13 protein-coding genes and 1 pseudogene are annotated in these 19,847 nt (G+C 74.4%); 11 read left to right on the forward strand and 3 right to left on the reverse strand.

Going from position 1 to position 19,847, the window contains the following annotated elements:
- The first annotated feature begins 55 nt into the window (after nt 1-55).
- From H0H10_RS29430 to H0H10_RS29445, 4 genes are all read left to right on the forward strand, one after another.
- On the forward strand, nt 56-2,260 hold the full coding sequence (locus H0H10_RS29430; RefSeq protein WP_188184176.1) for a bifunctional glycosyltransferase family 2 protein/CDP-glycerol:glycerophosphate glycerophosphotransferase: 2,205 nt from the start codon (nt 56-58) through the stop codon (nt 2,258-2,260).
- Between the two features lie 7 nt (nt 2,261-2,267).
- Nucleotides 2,268-4,487: a bifunctional glycosyltransferase/CDP-glycerol:glycerophosphate glycerophosphotransferase gene (locus H0H10_RS29435; RefSeq protein ID WP_188184177.1), complete on the forward strand. Its 2,220-nt coding sequence runs from the start codon at nt 2,268-2,270 to the stop codon at nt 4,485-4,487.
- Nucleotides 4,484-5,761, forward strand: coding sequence for a hypothetical protein (locus H0H10_RS29440; RefSeq protein ID WP_188184178.1), 1,278 nt, complete (start codon nt 4,484-4,486; stop codon nt 5,759-5,761). The genes H0H10_RS29435 and H0H10_RS29440 overlap by 4 nt, the downstream gene beginning before the upstream one ends.
- A 94-nt stretch (nt 5,762-5,855) precedes the next feature.
- Nucleotides 5,856-7,406: a hypothetical protein gene (locus tag H0H10_RS29445; protein ID WP_188184179.1), complete on the forward strand. Its 1,551-nt coding sequence runs from the start codon at nt 5,856-5,858 to the stop codon at nt 7,404-7,406.
- A gap of 17 nt (nt 7,407-7,423) precedes the next feature.
- On the opposite strand, the gene H0H10_RS29450 is transcribed toward H0H10_RS29445, so the two are convergent.
- Nucleotides 7,424-7,837 (reverse strand): organic hydroperoxide resistance protein, encoded by a 414-nt coding sequence (locus tag H0H10_RS29450; RefSeq protein ID WP_188184180.1) that lies wholly within the window; start codon nt 7,835-7,837, stop codon nt 7,424-7,426.
- Between the two features lie 120 nt (nt 7,838-7,957).
- Here H0H10_RS29450 and H0H10_RS29455 point away from each other — a divergent pair, with 120 nt between their 5' ends.
- The gene (locus H0H10_RS29455; protein WP_223180616.1) at nt 7,958-8,428 is read left to right on the forward strand and encodes a MarR family winged helix-turn-helix transcriptional regulator; all 471 of its coding nucleotides are present in this window, start codon (nt 7,958-7,960) and stop codon (nt 8,426-8,428) included.
- On the opposite strand, the gene H0H10_RS29460 is transcribed toward H0H10_RS29455, so the two are convergent.
- On the reverse strand, nt 8,376-10,301 hold the full coding sequence (locus H0H10_RS29460; RefSeq protein ID WP_188184207.1) for a glycosyltransferase family 39 protein: 1,926 nt from the start codon (nt 10,299-10,301) through the stop codon (nt 8,376-8,378). The genes H0H10_RS29455 and H0H10_RS29460 overlap by 53 nt on opposite strands.
- A 160-nt stretch (nt 10,302-10,461) precedes the next feature.
- Here H0H10_RS29460 and H0H10_RS29465 point away from each other — a divergent pair, with 160 nt between their 5' ends.
- Together H0H10_RS29465 and galE are read left to right on the forward strand one after the other, a co-directional pair.
- Nucleotides 10,462-12,156 carry a glycosyltransferase family 2 protein gene (locus H0H10_RS29465; RefSeq protein WP_188184182.1) on the forward strand — a complete coding sequence of 565 codons (1,695 nt, stop codon included), beginning with the start codon at nt 10,462-10,464 and terminating at the stop codon, nt 12,154-12,156.
- 17 nt (nt 12,157-12,173) lie between these two features.
- Nucleotides 12,174-13,154: a UDP-glucose 4-epimerase GalE gene (gene galE, locus H0H10_RS29470; protein ID WP_188184183.1), complete on the forward strand. Its 981-nt coding sequence runs from the start codon at nt 12,174-12,176 to the stop codon at nt 13,152-13,154.
- Between the two features lie 120 nt (nt 13,155-13,274).
- On the opposite strand, the gene H0H10_RS29475 is transcribed toward galE, so the two are convergent.
- Entirely contained in the window at nt 13,275-13,901 is a 627-nt protein-coding gene (locus H0H10_RS29475) for a TetR/AcrR family transcriptional regulator (protein ID WP_188184184.1), read from the reverse strand.
- 189 nt (nt 13,902-14,090) lie between these two features.
- Between H0H10_RS29475 and H0H10_RS29480 the strand changes: the two genes are divergently transcribed.
- The 4 genes and pseudogenes from H0H10_RS29480 (at nt 14,091) to H0H10_RS29495 (ending at nt 19,843) form a co-directional block, all read left to right on the forward strand.
- Nucleotides 14,091-15,017 (forward strand): ABC transporter permease, encoded by a 927-nt coding sequence (locus tag H0H10_RS29480; RefSeq protein WP_188184185.1) that lies wholly within the window; start codon nt 14,091-14,093, stop codon nt 15,015-15,017.
- Nucleotides 14,992-15,887, forward strand: a pseudogene (locus tag H0H10_RS29485) (ABC transporter ATP-binding protein). The gene H0H10_RS29480 and the pseudogene H0H10_RS29485 overlap by 26 nt, the downstream one beginning before the upstream one ends.
- 87 nt (nt 15,888-15,974) lie before the next feature.
- Nucleotides 15,975-18,182, forward strand: coding sequence for a CDP-glycerol glycerophosphotransferase family protein (locus H0H10_RS29490; RefSeq protein ID WP_188184187.1), 2,208 nt, complete (start codon nt 15,975-15,977; stop codon nt 18,180-18,182).
- Nucleotides 18,179-19,843 carry a glycosyltransferase family 2 protein gene (locus tag H0H10_RS29495; protein ID WP_188184188.1) on the forward strand — a complete coding sequence of 555 codons (1,665 nt, stop codon included), beginning with the start codon at nt 18,179-18,181 and terminating at the stop codon, nt 19,841-19,843. The genes H0H10_RS29490 and H0H10_RS29495 overlap by 4 nt, the downstream gene beginning before the upstream one ends.
- Nucleotides 19,844-19,847 lie beyond the last annotated feature (4 nt).

The following is a 19,847-nucleotide window of genomic DNA, read 5'->3' on the forward strand; positions in this document are numbered from 1 at the left end:
GGGCCGCGGGGGCTCCGCCCTCCCGTCGGACCAGGACAACAAGAGAAAGAGCAGTATGCCCCGCTTCAGCATCATCGTTCCGTCCCACGGGGTCGCGGGCCGGCTGTCCCAGGCGCTGGACTCGGTCCTCGCCCAGTCCTTCGGCGACTTCGAGCTGATCCCGGTCTGCGACGCACCGGACTGCGCGGCGGCCGAGGTCGCCGCCGCCCGCGCCGAGCGGGACTCCCGGGTGGCGCCCGTGCACTCGCCGCCGTCGGCCGGCCTGGCCGGGGCGCGCAACACCGGGGTGCGGGCGGCGACCGGCGCGTATCTGCTGTTCCTGGACGGCGACGACGTACTCGTTCCCGGCGCGCTGGCGGCGCTGGACGCGCGGCTCGCCCGGACCGGGGACGTCGACGTGCTGTACTTCGAGCACGAGCGCACCCCCTGGTGGGAGGGCGAGCCCGCCAACCCGCCCGCACCCCTGCTGGCGAAGGCACCGGACGGCGCCTTCTCCCCCGGCCGTGCGCCCCACCTCACCGGTGTGCAGCTGCCGGCGTGGAGCGCGGCCTACCGCCGTTCCTTCCTCGCCGAGCGGCGCCTGGCCTTCCCCGAGGGCCACTTCACGGACATCGGCTTCGGCGCCATGGCGGCGGCGGGCGCCGAGCGCATGGCGGTGCTGCGCTCGGTCGTCGTACGGCACCTGGTGCGGCGGCAGGGCAACCGGCTGAACCTGCCGGGCGAGCACCACGCGGAGCTGCTGGACCAGGCCGAGCGGGCGCTCGAACACGCCGCCGAGCGGGGACTGCCGGCCGAGCGGCGCGGTCCGCTGTTCGAGCAGCTGTTCGCGGCGATCCTGAAGACGGCCACCCATCCGCGGCGGCTGACCCACCGGGAGCGCCGTGCCTTCTTCCGCCGGGCCGGCGCCCTCTACCGGCGTCATCGCCCCGCCGGTTTCCGCCCGCCGGGCGGCCGGCTGGGGGTGCAGCACCGGCTGCTGGCGTCCGGGTCGTACGCGGGGTTCCGCGCCCTGCGCGCCGCGAACCGCGCGGCGGGCCGGACGCTGCGGTCGCTGCCCCGCCCCCAGGGGCTGCGCACCCGCCTGCTGTACCGGCGCCACCTGCGCCGGCCCCTGGACCCGAACCTGGCCGTCTACTGCGCGTACTGGGGCCGCGGTTACGCCTGCAACCCGGCCGCGATCCACGCCAAGGCCCGCGAACTCGCCCCGCACCTGCGCGCGGTGTTCCTGGTGGAGCGGGACCAGGCGCACACGGTGCCGGAGGACGTCGACCACGCCGTCATCGGCAGCCGGCGCTACTGGGAGGTGCTGGCCCGCGCCAAGTACCTGGTCAACAACGCCAACTTCGCCGAGGGCGTGGTCAAGCGCCCCGGCAGCGTGCACCTGCAGACCCAGCACGGCACCCCGCTGAAGACGATGGGCGTCGACCAGTCGACGTACCCGGTGGTGGCCGCGGCCAGCGGCAGCTTCGCCAAGCTGCTGGGCCGCGTGGACCGCTGGGACTACAACCTCTCCTCCAACCGGCACTCCACCCAGATGTGGGAGCGCGCCTTCCCCGGCTCCTACGAGCAGCTGGAGTACGGCTATCCGCGCAACGACGTGTACTACACGGCGACCGCCGACGACGTCGCCCGCGTCCGGCGGGAACTGGGCGTCCCGGAGGGGAAGACGGCGGTCCTGTACGCGCCCACCCACCGGGACTACGAGACCGGCTTCGGCACCGGCGGCCTGGATCTCGAGGCGTTCTGCGAGGCGGCCGGCGAGGACGTGGTGGTGCTGCTGCGCGCCCACTACTTCTACGACCGGGGCGGGCGGCCGGGCAGCGGCCGGGTCATCGACGTGACCGCGCACCGCTCCACGGAGGACGTGTGCCTGGCCGCCGACGCGCTGGTGACCGACTACTCGTCGATCATGTTCGACTACGCCAACCTGGACCGGCCGATCGTCGTGTACGCCGACGACTGGGAGGTCTACCGGGAGACGCGCGGTGTCTACTTCGACCTGATGGCGGCGCCCCCCGGTCCGGTGGCGCGCACGCCGGAGGAGCTGGCCCGGATCTTCCGCGACGGCGGTCACGCGGGCGCGGAGTCCGCGGCGCTGCGGGCGGCCTTCCGGGAGCGCTTCTGCGAGTTCGACGACGGCCGGGCCGCCGAGCGCGTGGTGCGCCGGGTGCTGCTCGGCGAACCGCCGGAGGCGATCCCGCCCGTGACCCCGCTCGCGGAGCGCGTCCCGGCCCCCGCCGCCACCCTCGTAAGGAGCTGAACCCGAAGTGCCCCGCTTCAGCGTCATCATCCCCTGTTTCAAGGTGCAGGGCTTCCTGCGCGAGTGCCTCGACTCGGTCCTGGACCAGTCCTACCGGGACATCGAGGTCATCGCCGTCGACGACTGCTCCCCGGACGGCTCGGGAGCGATCCTCGACGAGTACGCGGCCCGTGACGAGCGGGTGCGCGTGCTGCACCTGGAGGAGAACGCCGGCCTCGGCCGGGCCCGCAACGCCGGGATGCCGCACGCCACCGGCGACTACCTGTTCTTCCTGGACAGCGACGACACCCTCACGCCGGGCGCCCTGCGCGCGATGACCGACCGGCTCGCGGAGACCGGCGACCCCGACGTGCTGGTCTTCGACTACGCGCGCACCTACTGGTGGGGCGGCACCCGCCGCAACGTCCTGGCGCGGGTGCTCGCCGAGGCGGGCGACGGCACGTTCACCGCCGCCGAGCGCCCGGAGATCCTCGACCTGCTGATGGTGGTCTGGAACAAGGTCTACCGGCGCGACTTCGTCGAGCGCGAGGGCTTCACGTTCCCGCCGGGCTACTACGAGGACACGCCCTGGACGTTCCCGGTGATGTTCAGCGCCCGGCGGATCGCCACGCTGGACCGCATCTGCCTGAACTACCGGCAGCGCCGCCAGGGCAACATCCTGTCCACCACCAGCCGCAAGCACTTCGACATCCACCAGCAGTACGAGCGGGTCTTCGCGTTCGTCGACGCCCGGCCGGAGCTGGCCGGGTGGCGGCCGTTCCTGCACGCCAAGATGGGCGAGCACTGCCTGGACATCCTCGCCAAGCCGGACCGGCTGCCCCCGTCCGACAAGGCCGAGTTCTTCCGCCGGACCGCCGAGATGTTCCGGGCGTACCGGCCGGAGGGGGCCCGGGTCCGGCCCGAGCTGCGGGTGCTGGAGGGCGGTTACGCGGCCTACCGGCTGCGGCGGCAGTCCGGGCGGGCGGGCCGCGAGCTGGGGCGGCGGGCCGTACGGGCGCGCGGTGCGGTCGCCGGGCGCCTGGGGCGCGTCCGCACCGCGGTGCACACCCGCCGCCCGCTGGACCCGGACCTCGCCGTGTACTCGGCGTTCTCGCACCGGGGGATGCTCGGCGACCCCGCGGCGATCTACCACAAGGCGCGGGAGATCGCCCCGGGGCTGCGCGGGGTGTGGGTGGTGCGCGACGAGGAGGACGCGGCCCTGCTGCCGCCCGGCACGGACCACGTGATCCTCGGCAGCCCCCGCTACCGCCGGGTGACCGAGCGGGCCACGTACCTGGTCAACAACGTCAACTGGCCGGGGACCGTGCCCAAGCGCCCCGGCAGCGTCCACATCCACACCCACCAGGGCACCCCGCTCAAGTACATGGGCGCCGATCTGCTGGGCAAGCCCGGCGCACGGTACGGCGTCGACGTGCCGCAGATGCTGCGCCGCGCCGACCGCTGGGACTACAGCCTGGTCGCCAACCGGCACTCGGAGCTGGTGTGGGAGCGGGCCTACCCCTGCCACTTCACCTCGCTGCGGACCGGCAGCCCCCGCAACGACGTCCTGGTCGGCGCGCGGCCGGAGGACGGGGCCGGCTTCCGGCGCCGGCACGGCATCCCGGACGACCACCGGGTCGTGCTGTACGCGCCGACCCGCCGCGACTACCGGCGGGGCGGGTACGTCGAGCGGATCGACCTGGCCCGCCTCGCCGCCGACCTCGGCGACGGGCACACCCTGGTGGTCCGCCTGCACCCCTCGCTCGCCACGGGTCCCGCGCGCGGCATGGGCCTGTCCGAGCTGCACCGGCGGGGCGTGGTGGTCGACGCCACGGACGAGCCGCACGTCGAGGAGGTGATGCTCGCCTCCGACCTGCTGATCACCGACTACTCCGCCCTGATGTTCGACTACGCCAACCTGGACCGGCCGATCGTGATCCACGCCGACGACTGGGGCGCGTACGCGGCGAGCCGCGGCGCCTACTTCGACATCACCGCCGAGGCCCCGGGCCATGTGGCGCGCTCCTACCGGGAGCTGGCCTGGCTGCTGGCCTCCGGGGCGTGGCGGGACGAGGAGGCGGCGCGGCTGCGCTCCGCGTTCCGGGACCGGTTCTGCGAGTTCGACGACGGCCGGGCCGCCGAGCGGGTGGTGCGGACGCTGATGCTGGGCGAGCGGATGCCCGGTCCGGCGGCGGTCCCCCGCGCCCGCTCGGTCCCGGCCGGCCGCGACCTGCTCGCGTCCTCGTGAGGCCGCGCACCTGGGTGCTGGTCCTGGCCGCGGCGTTCGCCGTGCTCCAGCTCGCCAACGTCACCGGCCGGGACACCCCCGACACCAAGAACTACCTGTCGTACGCCCTGAGCCTGCGCGGTGAGAGCAAGCGGGAGGCGGCCGCGGCCACCATCGACTACGTGTGTCTGAGCGCCGCGACGAAAGCGCGTCGCGACCAGAGCGTGGACGTGGTGCGCTTCCACCGGCCGGACCCCACCGAGCGGGTGACGGACGAGTGCCGGCGGGCGCAGTGGCGGGTGGTGGAGCCGCGGCTGGCGGCCGGGCAGACCGGCGGGCACACCGTGCCGTACATGACGGACCGCTTCATGCGGATCTTCGAGGCGCGGCCCGGCTACCCGGTGTTCCTGGTGCCGTTCATCTCCCTGTTCGGCGTGACGTGGGGGCTGTGGGCGGCGGGTGTGGTCGTCACGGTGGCGGGCGGGGTGCTCGCCTTCCTGATCCTGCGCACCCTGTCGGTACCGGTGCCGCTCGCGCTGACCGGGCAGGCGCTGTACTACGTGCTGCCGTGCGGCACGACCGCCATGCGTCCGATGACCGAGGGGCTGCTGATGGCGCTGACCCTGGCGGCGGTGTGGGGCTGTGCGCTGGTGCTGCGCGGGCGGCGTGAGCGGGCGGGCCTCGCGCTGGTCGCCGGGTCGCTGGCCGCGCTGTTCGCCGTGAAGCACTCCCAGGCGCTGTTCCTCGGGCTGTGTCTGGCGGGGGCGGGCGCGGTGACCGTGCTGGTCCGGCACCGGCGGGGCCGGCCGCCGGGCCGGGGCGTGCCGGCGCTGGCCGGGGTGGGGCTGGCCGCCGCGCTCGGCACGGTGCTGCTGGCCCGGCTGCTGCACTACCCGTCCGAGTCCGACAGCATGCAGGACCTGCTGACGGGCCACTTCGCCCGGCCCGACCGGGAGCATCCGTGGCGGGAGTTCTGGCAGTTGCAGGGCAACTTCTGGGTGGAGTGGCTGCGCCGGCAGCTGTGGGAGCCGCTGTTCCTGGCGGCCCTGGGCGCCGGGGCGTGGGGTGCGCTGCGGCAGCGGCCGTTCGGTGTCTTCCTGGTCGCCGCGGCGTTCACCGGAATCCTCACGCAGGCGGCGCATCCGGACATCAACATCTGGGGCGAGCGGCTGATCGTGCTGGCGTGGCTGCTGCCGGTGGTGGGGCTGCCGCTGCTGCTGGAGCCGGTGGTGCGGGGCCGCCGGGTGGCGCTGCCGGCCCAGGGGCACGCCGATCGGGCGCAGTCGGTGAGGTGACGTTCTCACCCGATGAGGTGAGGTGAGGTCACGGCGTTGACCCGCACGGGAACGTACGACAAATGTCCCGAATGCCCCCCTCTTCGATCCTGCCGTGAGCGCCGGAGTCCTCGTCCGGCGGTCCGTGCTCGGCGCGACGGCGCTGCGCGGCGGCCGCATCCGGCCCTCCCCGTTCCAGGTCTTCGGCTTCCTGTTCTGGCTGCTGATGCTCCTGGCCCACTGGGCGGTCCCGCTGTGCTGCGACGCGGGTCAGCACGCGGCCGTCGTCGAGCGCCTGAAGGACGACCTGCTCCGTCCGCGCCATCCGATGGCCGACCTGCCGGGCGCGGGCAGCGCGTACTACTCGCCGTACGCCGTCGCGCAGGGGGCGTTCGCCCGGGTGACGGGGCTGGGCGGCTGGGAGGTGGTGCGGCTCTCCGGGCCGCTGAACCTGCTGGTGCTGCTGACGGGCCTCGGCGCCTTCGTGAAGGTGCTGACGCCCCGGCCGTGGGCGCCGGTGCTGGCGCTGGGCGCGATGACGCTGCTGTGGGGGACCGAGCGGGCCTGGTGGAGCGGCTACCTCGGGCTGATGTCGATGACGGGCAACCTCGGCTACCCGTCGACGTTCGCCATCGGGCTCACCTTCTGGGCCTGGGCACTGACCGGGGCGCGGGCGCGGGACACCCGCCGGGTGCGGTACGTGGGCCCGAGCGGACGGCGCGGATTCGCCGGGTACGCGGGCCTGGGCGCCCTCTACGGCGTGATTCTGCTGGTCCACCCGATCACGTCGGTGGCGGCGGTGCTGGGGGCGGTGGCGCTGATCGCCGGGTGGGAGCGGGGGTGGCGGTGGGCGGTCGCCGGCCGCTGGGCGCTGACCACCGCGACCGCGCTGCTGACGGCGGCGGTCTGGCCGTACTTCGACGTGTTCGCGCTGGTCGGGGACGACAGCGTGGACGGGATGCACCGCGTCCTGTACCTGCGCCTGCCCGGCGAGTTCTGGCTGGCGCTGCTCGGCCTGCCGGCGCTGTGGCTGCGCGGGCGCCGCTCGGCGCGCGACCCGCTGGTGCTGATGTTCGCGCTGGACTGCGCGGTGGTGGCGTACGGCTGGGTCAGCGGCCACTACACCTACGGCCGGATCCTCGGGCTCACGCTGGTGCCGCTGCAGTTCGCGCTGGCGGTGGAGCTGGCGGCACCCCGGCCGTGGCGGCGGTGGCGGCGGGCGCTGGGCTGGACGGCGGCCGCGGGGGCCCTGCTGGGGTTCCTCACGGTCCACGCCGGGGCGGTCGTGCCGCGCGCGCTGGACCCGGTCGGCTTCCGGCAGCCGCCCGACTGGCCCGGTTACGCGTGGGCGGCGCGGTACATCGGGCCCGGCGAGGTGGTGATCAGCGACGGCTACTACGCCGGTCACGCGATCGCCGGCTACGGGCCGAACCTCGCCGCTCCCGCCTGGCCGGACCCGTCCCTGGACGAGCGGGAGCGCAGGCGGCGCGTGGCCGACGTCGAGGCGTACCTCGCCGCCGGTTCGACCCGCGCCGAGCGCACCGCGATCGCCCGCCGCTACCGCGTGCGCTGGCTGCTGCTGACGCGCTGGCACCCGGTGCCCGAGGAGGCCGTGGTGGTGGCGTGGAGCGAGCGGACGGGCGAGGTGCTGGCGCGGGTCGGCTGAGCGGGACGGGCAGGGTGCTACTCGATGACCAGCTCGACCGGGATGTTGCCGCGGGTGGCGTTGGAGTAGGGGCAGACCTGGTGGGCCTGCTCGACCAGCTTGCGGCCGGTCGCCTCGTCCACGCCCTCGGGCAGCTCGACCCGGAGGGTCACGGCGAGCGCGAAGCCCTCGCCCTGCTTGCCGAGGCCGACCTCGGCGGTCACCGCGGCGTCGCTGACGTCGACCTTCGCCTGCCGGCCGACGAGGCCGAGGGCGCTGCCGAAGCAGGCCGCGTACCCGGCGGCGAACAGCTGCTCCGGGTTGGTGCCCTGCCCGTTGCCGCCGAGCTCCACCGGGGCGGCGAGCGCGAGGTCCAGCTTGCCGTCGGAGCTGACGGCACGGCCGTCGCGGCCGTGGGTGGCGGTGGCGGCGGCGGTGTAGAGCGCGTCCATGGAAGACCATCCCTCTCATCAAGGTCGTGTCGTGGCGACCGGAGCCGCCCTGTGACCACGAGTAGAGCACACAATTAAGTTGTGCACAACTAAATGGCGCCCAAACGCTACCCTGGGGGCATGACCATGCCCGCAGCGGACTGGCTCCGCCTCGACCAGCAGATCTGCTTCTCCCTGAACGCCGCCTCCCGCGCCTTCGGCGGCGTCTACCGCGTGGTCCTCAAGGACCTCGGCCTCACCTACCCGCAGTACCTGGTGATGCTGGTGCTGTGGGAGCACGGCGAGCTGCCGGTGAAGAAGCTCGGCGAGCATCTGCGCCTGGACTCCGGCACCCTGTCGCCGCTGCTCAAGCGGCTGGAGGCGGCCGGTCTGGTCCGGCGGGAGCGCAGTGCGCGGGACGAGCGGTCGGTGCGGGTGCGGCCGACCGGGGAGGGCGTCGCGCTGCGCGAGCGGGCCGTCGAGGTGCCGCGCCGGATAGCCGCCGCGACCGGCTTCGACCTCGCGGAGCTCCAGGACCTGCGTTCCCGGCTGGAGCGCCTCACGACCGCGCTGGACGGGGCGGAGCTGCCGGAGACGGCCGGGCGGGGCTAGAGGCCGTCCGCCGAGCCGCACCGTCCGCCCGTCCGCCCGTCCGCCCGTCCGCCCGTCCGCCCGGCGGGCCTGTCCCACCCTTCGGCGGAGGGTGGGCCCGCGTCGAGCGGAGGTGCCCCCTGTGCGGGAGCGTGCCAGGCGTCGCGGAGCGGGTGGCGCGGTTCTGCGAACATCCGCTGTGCCGGTCCGGCGAGCTCCCGCGCCTGGCTGGTCGACCGTGCGACCGCGAGGCGCCCGGGCGCCGTCGGTGGCGTGCCTCCGGCACGGGCGGAGCCGAGCGCGGGGAGTCGGCGTCCGGTGACGACACGGCGGCCGGGCGTGCCGGACCCGCGGCCGCGGCGCGGTCCGCCGGGCGGCCTGTGGGCACGCCGCCGCGCCGACGCGGACCTGGCGGCCCCGGCGCGGTCCGCCGGGCGGGCTCCGGGCGCGCCGCTGCGCCGACGCGGACGTAGAGGCGGAGGGTCGCGCCGGCGGTGGCGCCGGGCCGGGTGTGTTCCTCGCGGAGGGCGAAGTGGTCCCGCACGAGCATGAGCTTGGCGCGGTCGGCCGGGTCGGACGGACGGCCGTCCCCCCGCAGGGCGTACGGCTCCACGACGACCCACACCCGGTCCGGTCCCGCCAGCCTGCGGCGCAGCTCGGCCGGTCCGACCTCACGGCCGTACAGCGTGCCGGACTTGGGCCCGGACTCGCTCAGCGCCAGGTCCCGCGCCCCCGCGAAGGCGGCCGGATACGCGAGCGCCGCGCGCCGCGCGATGGACGGCAGGAACAGCACCGCGTCGCCGGGGCGGATCTCGCGCGCGGCGAGGGCGGAGACGGCGGCGAGGTTGTCGGCGCGGGTCGCGGGGGTGCGGTCCACGCGGTGCAGGGGGAGGTGCTGGAGGAAGGCGAGGGCGACGGCGACGACACCGGCGAGGGCGACGACGGGGCGGGCGCGCACCGGACGCCGGCCACCGGGCCACAGCCGCCCCACCGCACCGGCCACCCGTTCCGCGCCGGCCGCCGCCAGCAACGGCGCCCCCGCCAGCGCGTACAGCACGTACCGGTCGTCGTACACCGGCCGCACCTGCGAGATGCCCATCAGCAACGCGGGCGGCACCACCGCCAACGGCCCCGCGACGACGGCCAGCCGCCGGCGGCCCAGCCCGAGGACCGCGAGCGCCACGCACCCCCAGAACAGGGGCCCCGCAGGCGCCGCCACGAAGCCGCGCAGCACCCGCTCCGCGCTCCCCCACCCCGGCACCGGCAGCCACCCCACCTGCCCCGCCTGGGCCCGCGAGACGATCACCAGTGGCGCCAGGACCACCCCCGCCGCGACCGCCGCCCGGCCCCAGCCCCACCACACCGCCCGCCCCGCCCGGACCAGCGCCAGCGTCACCGCGTGCGCGCACAGCACCAGCACCGCCAGTTCGTGCAGCAGGCAGGTCACGGCGACCACGAGGCCGTACGGCCACCACGCGCGGGCGGCCCCGCCCAGCGCCCGCACCAGCAGCAGCGTCGCCCCCGCCGCGCCGGCCGCGACCAGCGCGTAGGAGCGGCCCTCCTGGGCGTAGTGGCCGGCCAGCGGCGTGACCGCGTAGAGCAGGCCCGCCCACAGCCCGACGCGCGGCCGGGCCAGCCGGGTGCCGAGCGCCGCGACCAGCCCCGCCGTCGCGGCGGCACCGCACACCGACGGCAGCCGGAGGACGACCTCGCCGGGCGCGGGGTCGACGGCCAGGACGGCGTGCATCAGCAGGTAGTACAGGCCGTGCACGGCGTCCACGCCGTGCAGCAGCCGCCAGATCTGCGGCACCGCGCGCCGCGCGACCTGGAAGGTCACCGCCTCGTCGCGCCACATGCCGCCGCGGCCCACTCCCCACAGCCCGATCGCGAGCATGACGGCCGTGGGAACCGCCACGGCCACGAGACCCGCCCGGCCGGCCTTCCCCGCATCCCCGCTCACCACGGGCCCGATTTTGTGGGTTTAACAGCCCTTTGACGTCGATTTGCGCGTAACCGCGCTCATATGGCATTCGTACGGCTTACGATCCGCCGTGATGAGCCCTCACCTCCCCCAGGTCGCCCAGGTCGGCATCGTCGTCATCGGGTACGACGACGCGGCCCATGTCGCGGACGCCGTCCGCTCGGCGCTGGCGCAGGGGCCGGTCGTCCGCGAGGTCGTCGCCGTCGACGACTGCTCGACGGACGGCAGCGCGGAACTGCTCGCCCACCTGGCCACGTCGGAGCCGCGACTGACGGTGATCCGTCGCCCGGCCAACAGCGGCGGCTGCGGCACCCCGCGCAACACCGGCCTGGACGCGGTGACCTCCCCGTACGTGATGTTCCTGGACAGTGACGACGTGCTGCCGCCGGGCGCGGCCCAGGCGCTGCTGACGGCGGCGGCCGAGGAGGGCGCGCAGGTCGCGAGCGGGTTGTGCGTGCGCCGTGAGCTGCCGTCGGGGCGCGAGACGCCGTGGGAGGCGCCGCTGTACGCGACGCGCGCGGTCGTCGAGCACCCCGTCCTGCTCCCCCGTCTGGTCCGCGACAGGCTGTGCGTCGGCAAGCTCTACCGCACCGGCTTCCTGCGCGAGCACGGCATCCGGTTCCCCGAGGGCCGCTTCCGCTACGAGGACATCGTCTTCGCCGCGCGCGTACTGGCCGCCGGCCCGCGCATCGCCCTGGTCCCGGACCGGGTCTACGTGTGGCACGTGCGCCGGTCCGCCGAACGGCTGTCGATCTCGCTCGACCGGGCCGGGATCGACGACTGGCGGGCGCGCACCCGGGCGTGCCGGCTCGCCCACGAGACCCTGCTCGGTGCCGGGCAGAAGGAGGTCGCGCGGGCGGCGCGGGACAAGTTCCTGGACCACGAGCTGCGCATGTACGTGCGCGAGCTGGGGTTGCGGGACGCGCACTACCGGCGTGCGTGGTGGGCGCACGCGCGGGCGTACCTCGCGGAGTACGACGCCGACGACTGGGCCCGTGACCCGGGCGCGCCGGGGCGGCTCGTCGGCCGGGTGGTGCTGGCCTCCCCGGAGCCGCGCGACCTGCCCCGGCTGCGGGAGCTGGCGTCCCGCCCGGCGCGTCTGCGCCCGCCGTACGCCCGCGCCGCCCGGGGGCCGGGCCATTCAGACACTGGGGGAGGCACGCCCGTCTGGTCGGCCGACCTGCCCGGGGTCACCCTGGAGGCGCTGCTGGCCCGGCCCGTGGACGCCCTTCCGCTGGCCGTCGACGCGGCGCTGCGGCCCCGCGCGCGTGGCACCCGTCTGCGGCTGCGCCTGCACGAGCTGTACGGCCGGCTGGCCGAGGCCGGGCCGGAGTCCGTGGACGTCGAGTGGCGGCGACGGGAGGACGGGCGCACGCGTGCGTGCCGTACCGCCGTGCTCGTCCCGACGACCACCGGTGCCACCTGGACGGCCCGGGCGGACGTGGATCTGGCGGACCTGGCCGCGCTCGGCGCCGGCACCTGGGACCTGTACCTGCGGGTGCGTTTCCGGGACGGCGCCAGCCGCGAGGTCACGGCGCACGCGTACGCGGGCCCCGGGCTGCTGCGCCGTCGCGCCCTGCCGAGCGCCCGGCACGCCGTCCTGCTCGTCCAGCCGTACGCCACGCACTCCGGCGCGCTGGCGCTGCGGCTGGCGCCCGGGGTGCGCGGGGTGGGGGCGGTGGTGCGCGGCAGGCTGCGGCGCCTGATTCACCGAGTCCGGATGAGGGACCATGGTCACCGGGGCTCCGGGACACCGAGGGGCCACTGACGAGGGGACGGCCGCACATGACCTGGCTGATCACCGGCGGCGCCGGCTACATCGGATCGCATGTCGTACGGGCGATGACCGAGGCGGGCGAGCAGGCGGTGGTGTACGACGACCTGTCCACCGGCATCGCCGAGCGCGTGCCCGACGGCGTGCCCCTGGTGGTGGGCTCGGTCCTCGACGGTGAGCGGGTCGCACGCGCCCTCGCCGACCACGGCGTCACCGGCGTCGTGCACCTCGCGGCGAAGAAGCAGGTCGGCGAGTCCGTGGACCTGCCGCTGCACTACTACCGGGAGAACGTCGAGGGCCTGCGCGTCCTGCTGGAGGCGGTCACGGCCGCCGGCGTCCCGTCCTTCGTCTTCTCCTCCTCCGCCGCCGTGTACGGCATGCCCGACGTCGCGCTGGTGACGGAGGAGACGCCGTGCGCGCCCATGTCGCCGTACGGCGAGACCAAGCTCGCCGGCGAGTGGCTGGTGAGGGCGACCGGGCGGGCGACGGGGCTGTCCACGGCCTCCCTGCGCTACTTCAACGTGGCGGGTGCGGGAAGCCCCGAGCTGGCGGACACCGGTGTGTACAACCTCGTCCCGATGGTCTTCGAGAAGCTGACCGAGGCCGCGGCCCCGCGCATCTTCGGCGACGACTACGACACCCCGGACGGCACCTGCGTGCGCGACTACATCCACGTGGTGGACCTGGCCGAGGCCCACGTGGCGGCGGCCCGCGCGCTGCAGGCGTCCCCCGGCCGCGACCTGACCCTGAACATCGGCCGCGGGGAGGGCGTCTCCGTCCGGGAGATGATCGACCGCATCAACGCCCTCACCGGCTACGACCGCCCGCCGACGGTCACCCCGCGCCGCCCCGGCGACCCGGCGCGCGTCGTCGCCTCGGCCGACCGCGCCGCCGTCGAACTGGGCTGGAAGGCCAAGTACGACGTCCAGGACATGATCACGTCGGCGTGGGCGGGCTGGATCCGGCGGCATCCGGAGGCGGCGCGGGGCTAGGACAGTTCCCCGCCGGGGCCGGTCCCCGTCGGCCCCGGTGACGCCCCTCAAGGGGCGCGGGGAACTGCGCGACCAGCCCCTGCCGACCCGCAGACGAGCCACGGACCCACCGCGCACGCGTCAGAGCGCCTTGAGCCCCTCCGCCGTCGCCCGCGCCAGCGCGTCCAGGTAGCCCTTGGGCAGCTTCGGGCTGCGGATCACCACCGAGCGCCAGTAGAGCGGGCCGGAGATCAGGTCCAGGGCGAGGTCGGTGTCGAGGCCGGGGCGGACCTCGCCGCGTTCCGCCGCCGCGGCCAGGATCTTGCTGGCGACGCCGTCCTGGCCCTCCCGCAGCGTCTTCTGCATGGCCTCGGCGATGTCGGGATTGCGGGCGGCCTCCGCCTGCAGGTCGGGGATGATCTGCGAGGCCACCGGGTGGCGCAGGGCGCGGGAGGTCACCTCGTACAGCAGCCGCAGGTCGCCCTGGAGGGAGCCGGTGTCCGGGGCGGGCAGTCCCTGCACGGCGAGCGCCGAGACGATGTCGAGCACCAGGTGGAGCTTGGAGCGCCAGCGCCGGTAGACGGCGGTCTTGCCGACGCCCGCGCGGCGCGCGATGCCCTCGATGGACATCCGCGCGTAGCCGACGGCCGCGAGCTCCTCGAAGACGGCCGCCCGGATGGCTTCCGTCACGTCCTCACGGAGCACGGCCGCCCCGGCGGGCGCCCGGCGGCGCGGGCGCGGCTGCGGCTCGTCGGCGTTGGTCGTCATGCGAGCCAAGCATAGGGGCGTTACGACGAAACGGTTGCGTTCCGGCGTCGCCACGGCCTACGCTCACGTTGCGACGATACGGTGCCGTCCCGACGTAAGTGAACGCGTGGAGTCACTCAGGGAAACGCCGGGCGTCCGGGCGCCACCCCCTCCGGCGTCACCCCCCTCCCCCGAGCGAAAGCAGCGGATGTGAGCCAGGTCCTCCACACACCGCCCCCGACGACTTCGGCCCCGGCCGCCGGCGAAGACGACCTCGCGGCCCTCGCCGCCCGCCACGGCCTCTCGGTCAGCGGCGCCCGCCCCTCCCTGCCCGAGTACGTCCGCCAGCTGTGGGCGCGCAGGCACTTCATCGGCGCCTTCGCCACCGCCAAGCTCACCGCCCAGTACAGCCAGGCCAAGCTGGGCCAGGTCTGGCAGGTGATGACGCCGTTGCTGAACGCGGCGGTGTACTACTTCATCTTCGGCGTGCTGATGAACACCAAGCGGGGCGTGGAGGACTACGTCCCGTTCCTGGTCACCGGTGTGTTCGTGTGGACGTTCACGCAGAGCTCGATCATGGCGGGCACCAAGGCCATCTCCGGCAACCTCGGCCTCGTGCGGGCCCTGCACTTCCCGCGGGCGGCCCTGCCGGTCTCCTTCTGCCTCCAGCAGCTGCAGCAGCTGATGTTCTCGATGGCCGCCCTGGTCGTGATCCTGCTCGCGTTCGGCGTCCCGCCCGCCGCGTCCTGGGTGTTGGCCGTCCCGGCCCTGATCCTCCAGTTCGTCTTCAACGCGGGCGTGTCGCTGATCATGGCCCGGGTGGGCTCCAAGATCCCCGACATGGCCCAGCTGATGCCGTTCCTGCTGCGCACCTGGATGTACGGCTCGGGCGTGATGTTCAGCATCCACCACATGACCGGCCCCGACAGCGGCCTGCCGTCCTGGGTCGGCCCCGTCCTCCAGGTCAACCCGGCCGTCGTCTACATCGACCTGATGCGCTTCGCGCTGATCGACAGCTTCGGCGGCGGCATGCTGCCGGACCACGTGTGGGCGATGGCCCTGGGCTGGGCCCTGCTGGCCGGGATCGGCGGCTTCATCTACTTCTGGAAGGCTGAGGAGACCTACGGCCGTGGCTGACAACACCAAGCAGGCGGGCGAGCGGGTCCCCACCGTCATCGCCGACGGCGTCGACATCGTCTACCGGGTCAACGGCACCGGCGCCGGACGCGGCTCCGCGACCGCCGCCCTCAACCGCATCCTGCGCCGCGGACGCGCCGAGAAGGCGGCCGGTGTACGCCGGGTGCACGCGGTGCGGAACGTGTCCTTCGTGGCCCACCGGGGCGAGGCGATCGGCCTGATCGGCACCAACGGCTCCGGCAAGTCGACGCTGCTCAAGGCGGTCGCCGGCCTGCTCCCGGTGGAGAGGGGCCGCATCTACACCGACGGCCAGCCCTCCCTGCTCGGCGTCAACGCCGCCCTGATGAACGACCTCACCGGCGAGCGCAACGTCCACCTCGGCGGACTGGCGATGGGCATGTCCCGTGCGCAGATCAAGGAGCGCTACCAGGAGATCGTCGACTTCTCCGGCATCAACGACAAGGGCGACTTCATCACCCTGCCCATGCGCACGTACTCCTCCGGCATGGCGGCCCGGCTGCGCTTCTCCATCGCCGCCGCCAAGGACCACGACGTCCTCCTCGTCGACGAGGCGCTGGCCACCGGCGACCGCTCCTTCCAGAAGCGCTCCGAGGAGCGCATCCGGGAGCTGCGCAAGCACGCGGGCACGGTGTTCCTCGTCAGCCACAGCAACAAGTCGATCCGCGACACCTGCGACCGGGTGCTGTGGCTGGAGCGCGGGGAGCTGCGCATGGACGGCCCGACGGAGGAGGTCCTGAAGGAGTACGAGAAGTTCACCGCGGCCCCGACAAGGCGGTGAATCCGAAGCCGAACCCGAACCCGAAGCCCGTGCCCAGGGCCGCCGGGGCCAAGGCGCCCCTTCCCTCGTAAGACGCAGCCGCGGTTATCCCTTCGTTCTGTTTGATGCCACTATGACCGAATAGTGTGCCGGGAGCGACGAAGGCGAAGGAGTCCGCGATGCCCGAGACCCCCGAACTCAGCGTCGTCGTCCACGGACCGAACGTCCAGGACCACCTGACCGGGCTCCTCGACTCCCTGGCCGCCCACCCCCTCGCCGGCGCCGAGGTGGTCGTCGCCGCCGTCGGCGACTGGGCCGGGGAGACGGCCGAACGGCACACCCCCGCGTTCCGGGTGCTGTCCCTGCCGGACGGGACGGGCGACGCCGAGGCCCGTGCGGCGGGAGCGGCGCGGGCGACGGGCCGCTGGCTGCACTTCGTGCACGCCAAGGACGGCCTGCCCGCCGGCGCCCCCCGCACCCTCGCCGAGCACACCGCCGAACTCCCCGACACCGTGGACGTCCTGCTCTTCGACCACGTCCGCAGCACCTGGCGCACCACCGGCCTGCCCTCCCCGGACGGCCCCCTCCTCGCCCGCGCGGGCCGCGCCGGCCTCGCCCTCGACGACTGCGCGGCGCTGCTGCGAGTGACCTCGCTGCTGGGCAACCGCGTCCTGCGCACCGGCTTCTGGCGGGCCCACGAGCGGTACCTCACCACGGACGACGAGCCGTTCGCCGCGTACGCCGCCCTGCTGCTCGCCGACCGCGTGGCCTGCCTGCCCCACCCGGCCCACGAGGACCGCCGGCTGCGCCCCGAGAGCCTTCCGCCGGCCACCCCCGAGCAGCACTACGCCCTCGTCGACCGCTACGAGACCCTCCTCGGCCTCGCCCGGGACCGCCCGGCCGCCTACGCCGTCCTGTACGACCGCATGGTCCGCGACTGCCTGCGCACCTTCGTCCGTGCCGCGATGCCGGAGGAGGTCGCTCGGGAGTTCTTCCGCCGGGCGTCCCTGGCGGCCCTGCGCCGGCGCCCCGAGAACCACCGGCACCCGGCCGGCCTGGAAGGCGTACGCCGGTCGCTGCTGGAGGAGGGCGCCTACACCAAGTACCGCGCCCTGCAGGCCGCCAACCGCACCCGGCGCACGGTACGGAAGGCCGTCAGGGACCGCGCGCGCAAGGCGGGGTCCGCGGTCCGCGACCACCGGTACCGCCGGGCCCTGGCCCGCCCGGTCGACCCCGGGCTCGCCGTGTTCTCGGCGTACTGGAACCGCGGTGTGGCCTGCAACCCCGCCGCGATCGCCGCCAAGCTCGGCGAACTCGCCCCATGGATCCACCCGGTGTGGGTGGTGACCGCGGACAACGCGGCCCTGCTGCCGCCCGGCACCGACCACGTCGTCCCCGGCACCCGCCGCTACTGGGAGGTGCTGGCGCGCGCCAAGTACCTCGTCAACAACGTCAACTTCCCGGGCGCGGTGGTCAAACGCCCGGACGCGGTCCACCTCCAGACCCACCACGGCACCCCGCTCAAACGCATGGGCCTGGACCAGATGCCGTACCCCGCCGCCGCCCGCGGCACGGACTTCGGCGCCCTGCTGGCGCGCGTCGACAAGTGGGACTACAGCGTCTCCGCCAACAGCCACTCCACCCGCATGTGGCAGCGGGCGTACCCCTCCCACTACACCTGCCTCGACCACGGCTATCCGCGCAACGACGTCTACTACACGGCCGGCGCCGAGGACGTCCGCGCCGTCCGCGCCCGGCTCGGCATCCCCCGGGGCCGCAAGGCCGTCCTGTACGCGCCCACGCACCGCGACTACGAGGCCGGCTGGACGCCTCGCCTGGACCTCGCCGACCTCGCCGACCGGCTCGGTGAGGAAACGGTCCTGCTGGTGCGCGCCCACTACTTCTACGAGGGCGCCGCCTCCCCCCTCACCGGCCTGCGCCGCACCGGCCGGATCGTCGACGTCTCCGCCTACGACCCGGTCGAGGACCTGTGCCTGGCCGCCGACGCCCTGGTCACCGACTACTCGTCGATCATGTTCGACTACGCCAACCTCGACCGCCCGATCGTCGTCCATGCCGACGACTGGGAGACGTACCGCACCACCCGCGGCGTCTACTTCGACCTGATGGCCGAGGCGCCCGGCCCGGTCGCCCGCGACCAGGAGGAACTGACCGAGATCCTCACCACCGACGCGTGGCGCGACGAACGCGCCGCGAAGGCCCGGGCCGCCTTCCGGCGCCGGTTCTGCGAGTACGACGACGGCCGCGCGGCCGAACGCGTCGTGCGCCGGGTCTTCCTCGGCCAGGACGAGCGGTCCCTGCCACCGGTCCTGCCCCTCGAGGAGCGCACACCGGCCCCGAGCCCCGAGGAGGCCACCTCGTCATGAGCACCCCCGACGTCACCGTCACGGTCATCGTCCACAACGACGCCGAGCGCCTGCCCCGCGCGGTGGCCTCCGTCCGGCGCCAGACCCACCCCGGCATCGAGATCGTCATCAGCGACGACCACTCCACGGACGACACCCCGGCGGTCGCCCGGCGGCTGGCCGCGCAGGACCCCCGGATCGTCCACCTCCGCCTGGACGAGAACAGCGGCGGCTGCAGCGCGCCGCGCAACCGCGCCCTGGAGATCGCGCAGGCCCCGTACCTGATGTTCCTGGACAGCGACGACGAACTCCCCGAGAGAGCCGTCGAGTCGCTGCTCGCCGCCCACCGCGAACGCGACCTCGACTTCGCGATGGGCGCGGTGCAGCGGGTGCGCGTGGACAACGGGCGCCGCTCGACGTGGATGCCGCACCTGGTGGCCGAACGCCGCACGCTCGACGGCATCGAGGCCGACCCCCGCCTGTTCTTCGAACACCTCGCGACCAGCAAGATGTACGCCCGCGCCTTCCTCGACCGGCACGGCCTGCGCTTCCCCGAGGGCATCCACTACGAGGACCAGTTGTTCTCGGCGCAGGCGTACTGCCTGGCGAAGACCTTCACGATCATCCCGGAGCCGGTCTACCGCTGGTACGTGGCGCCGTACGCGCACTCGCACGCCGCCTCCATCTCCAACCAGCGGGACAGGCTGGACAACGTCCGCGACCGCGTCCACGTCCAGCGCCTCATCGACGCCTTCCTCGCCGAGAGCGGGCACGAGTCGCTGCGCGAGGACAAGGACTACAAGTTCCTCAAGCACGACTTCCGCATGTACGCCGGCGACCTGCCCCACCGCGACGACGCGTGGCTGGCGTCCTTCGCGGACATCATGGACCCGTACCTCGGCACGCTGGCCCCCGGTGCCTTCGCCCGGCTGCCGCGCGCCGAGCGGGTCGTGCTCCAGCTGGTCCGCGACCGCCGCCTGTCCGACGTACGAACGGCCGCCCGCGGGCTCGGCCACGGTGTGGCGCCGCGAGAGGTGACGACGGACGCCGACGGCCGCGTGTACTGGGGCGACCGGATCCCCGACGCCGAACCGGCCCGCCGCGAACTGGACGTCACCGACCTGGAGCTGGACACCCGCCCGTTCTTCAGCGCCCAGTTCCGCCACGAGATCACGGAGGTCGCGCCGGGCCCCGGCGCCTCGGTCGACCTGGCCGTCCGCACCTACGACCCCGCCCTGCGCCTCCCGGTCGGCCCCCAGCGGGCGGCCCTGCTCGTGACCCCGGGGCGGCGCCGCCTCACCGTCCCCTTCCGTCTCGATCCGGTCCGGCCGGGCGTCTTCGAAGGCCGGGCCCGCCTCGACCTGGCGTCGGCCAGGCTCCCCCTGCACGGCTTCGAGGGCGTACGCCACCCCGTGCTCCGCCTCCGCCACCAGGCCCAGACCCACACCGGCCTGCTGCTGGCCCCCCTGACCTTCACGCCCCTCACCGCCCGCGTCCCTTACCACGCCGGCGCCACCCCACACCGCGTCACCATCGAACCGGAGGGCCACAACCCCGGCCGCCTCCAGATCCGCTGGCAGCCGCAGGGAACAACGGCCCGGGTCCTACGCCCCTTGGCCCACCACCTCGCCACCCCCCGCATGAAGCAGGCGGCCCGCCTGGCAGCAAGCATCCTCCGCTAGCCGC

Origin of the sequence: Streptomyces griseicoloratus (assembly GCF_014534645.1) — a bacterium.
In the GTDB taxonomy this organism is placed as follows: Bacteria; Actinomycetota; Actinomycetes; order Streptomycetales; family Streptomycetaceae; genus Streptomyces; species Streptomyces griseicoloratus.

Bases quoted from the DNA above. Each gene is read 5' to 3' on its own strand.
- H0H10_RS29430 (WP_188184176.1), top strand. From the start codon at position 56: ATGCCCCGCTTCAGCATCATCGTTCCGTCCCACGGGGTCGCGGGCCGG.
- H0H10_RS29450 (WP_188184180.1), bottom strand. From the start codon at position 7,837: ATGGACGCGCTCTACACCGCCGCCGCCACCGCCACCCACGGCCGCGAC.
- H0H10_RS29455 (WP_223180616.1), top strand. From the start codon at position 7,958: ATGACCATGCCCGCAGCGGACTGGCTCCGCCTCGACCAGCAGATCTGC.
- H0H10_RS29460 (WP_188184207.1), bottom strand. From the start codon at position 10,301: ATGCTCGCGATCGGGCTGTGGGGAGTGGGCCGCGGCGGCATGTGGCGC.
- H0H10_RS29465 (WP_188184182.1), top strand. From the start codon at position 10,462: ATGAGCCCTCACCTCCCCCAGGTCGCCCAGGTCGGCATCGTCGTCATC.
- galE (WP_188184183.1), top strand. From the start codon at position 12,174: ATGACCTGGCTGATCACCGGCGGCGCCGGCTACATCGGATCGCATGTC.
- H0H10_RS29475 (WP_188184184.1), bottom strand. From the start codon at position 13,901: ATGACGACCAACGCCGACGAGCCGCAGCCGCGCCCGCGCCGCCGGGCG.
- H0H10_RS29490 (WP_188184187.1), top strand. From the start codon at position 15,975: ATGCCCGAGACCCCCGAACTCAGCGTCGTCGTCCACGGACCGAACGTC.
- H0H10_RS29495 (WP_188184188.1), top strand. From the start codon at position 18,179: ATGAGCACCCCCGACGTCACCGTCACGGTCATCGTCCACAACGACGCC.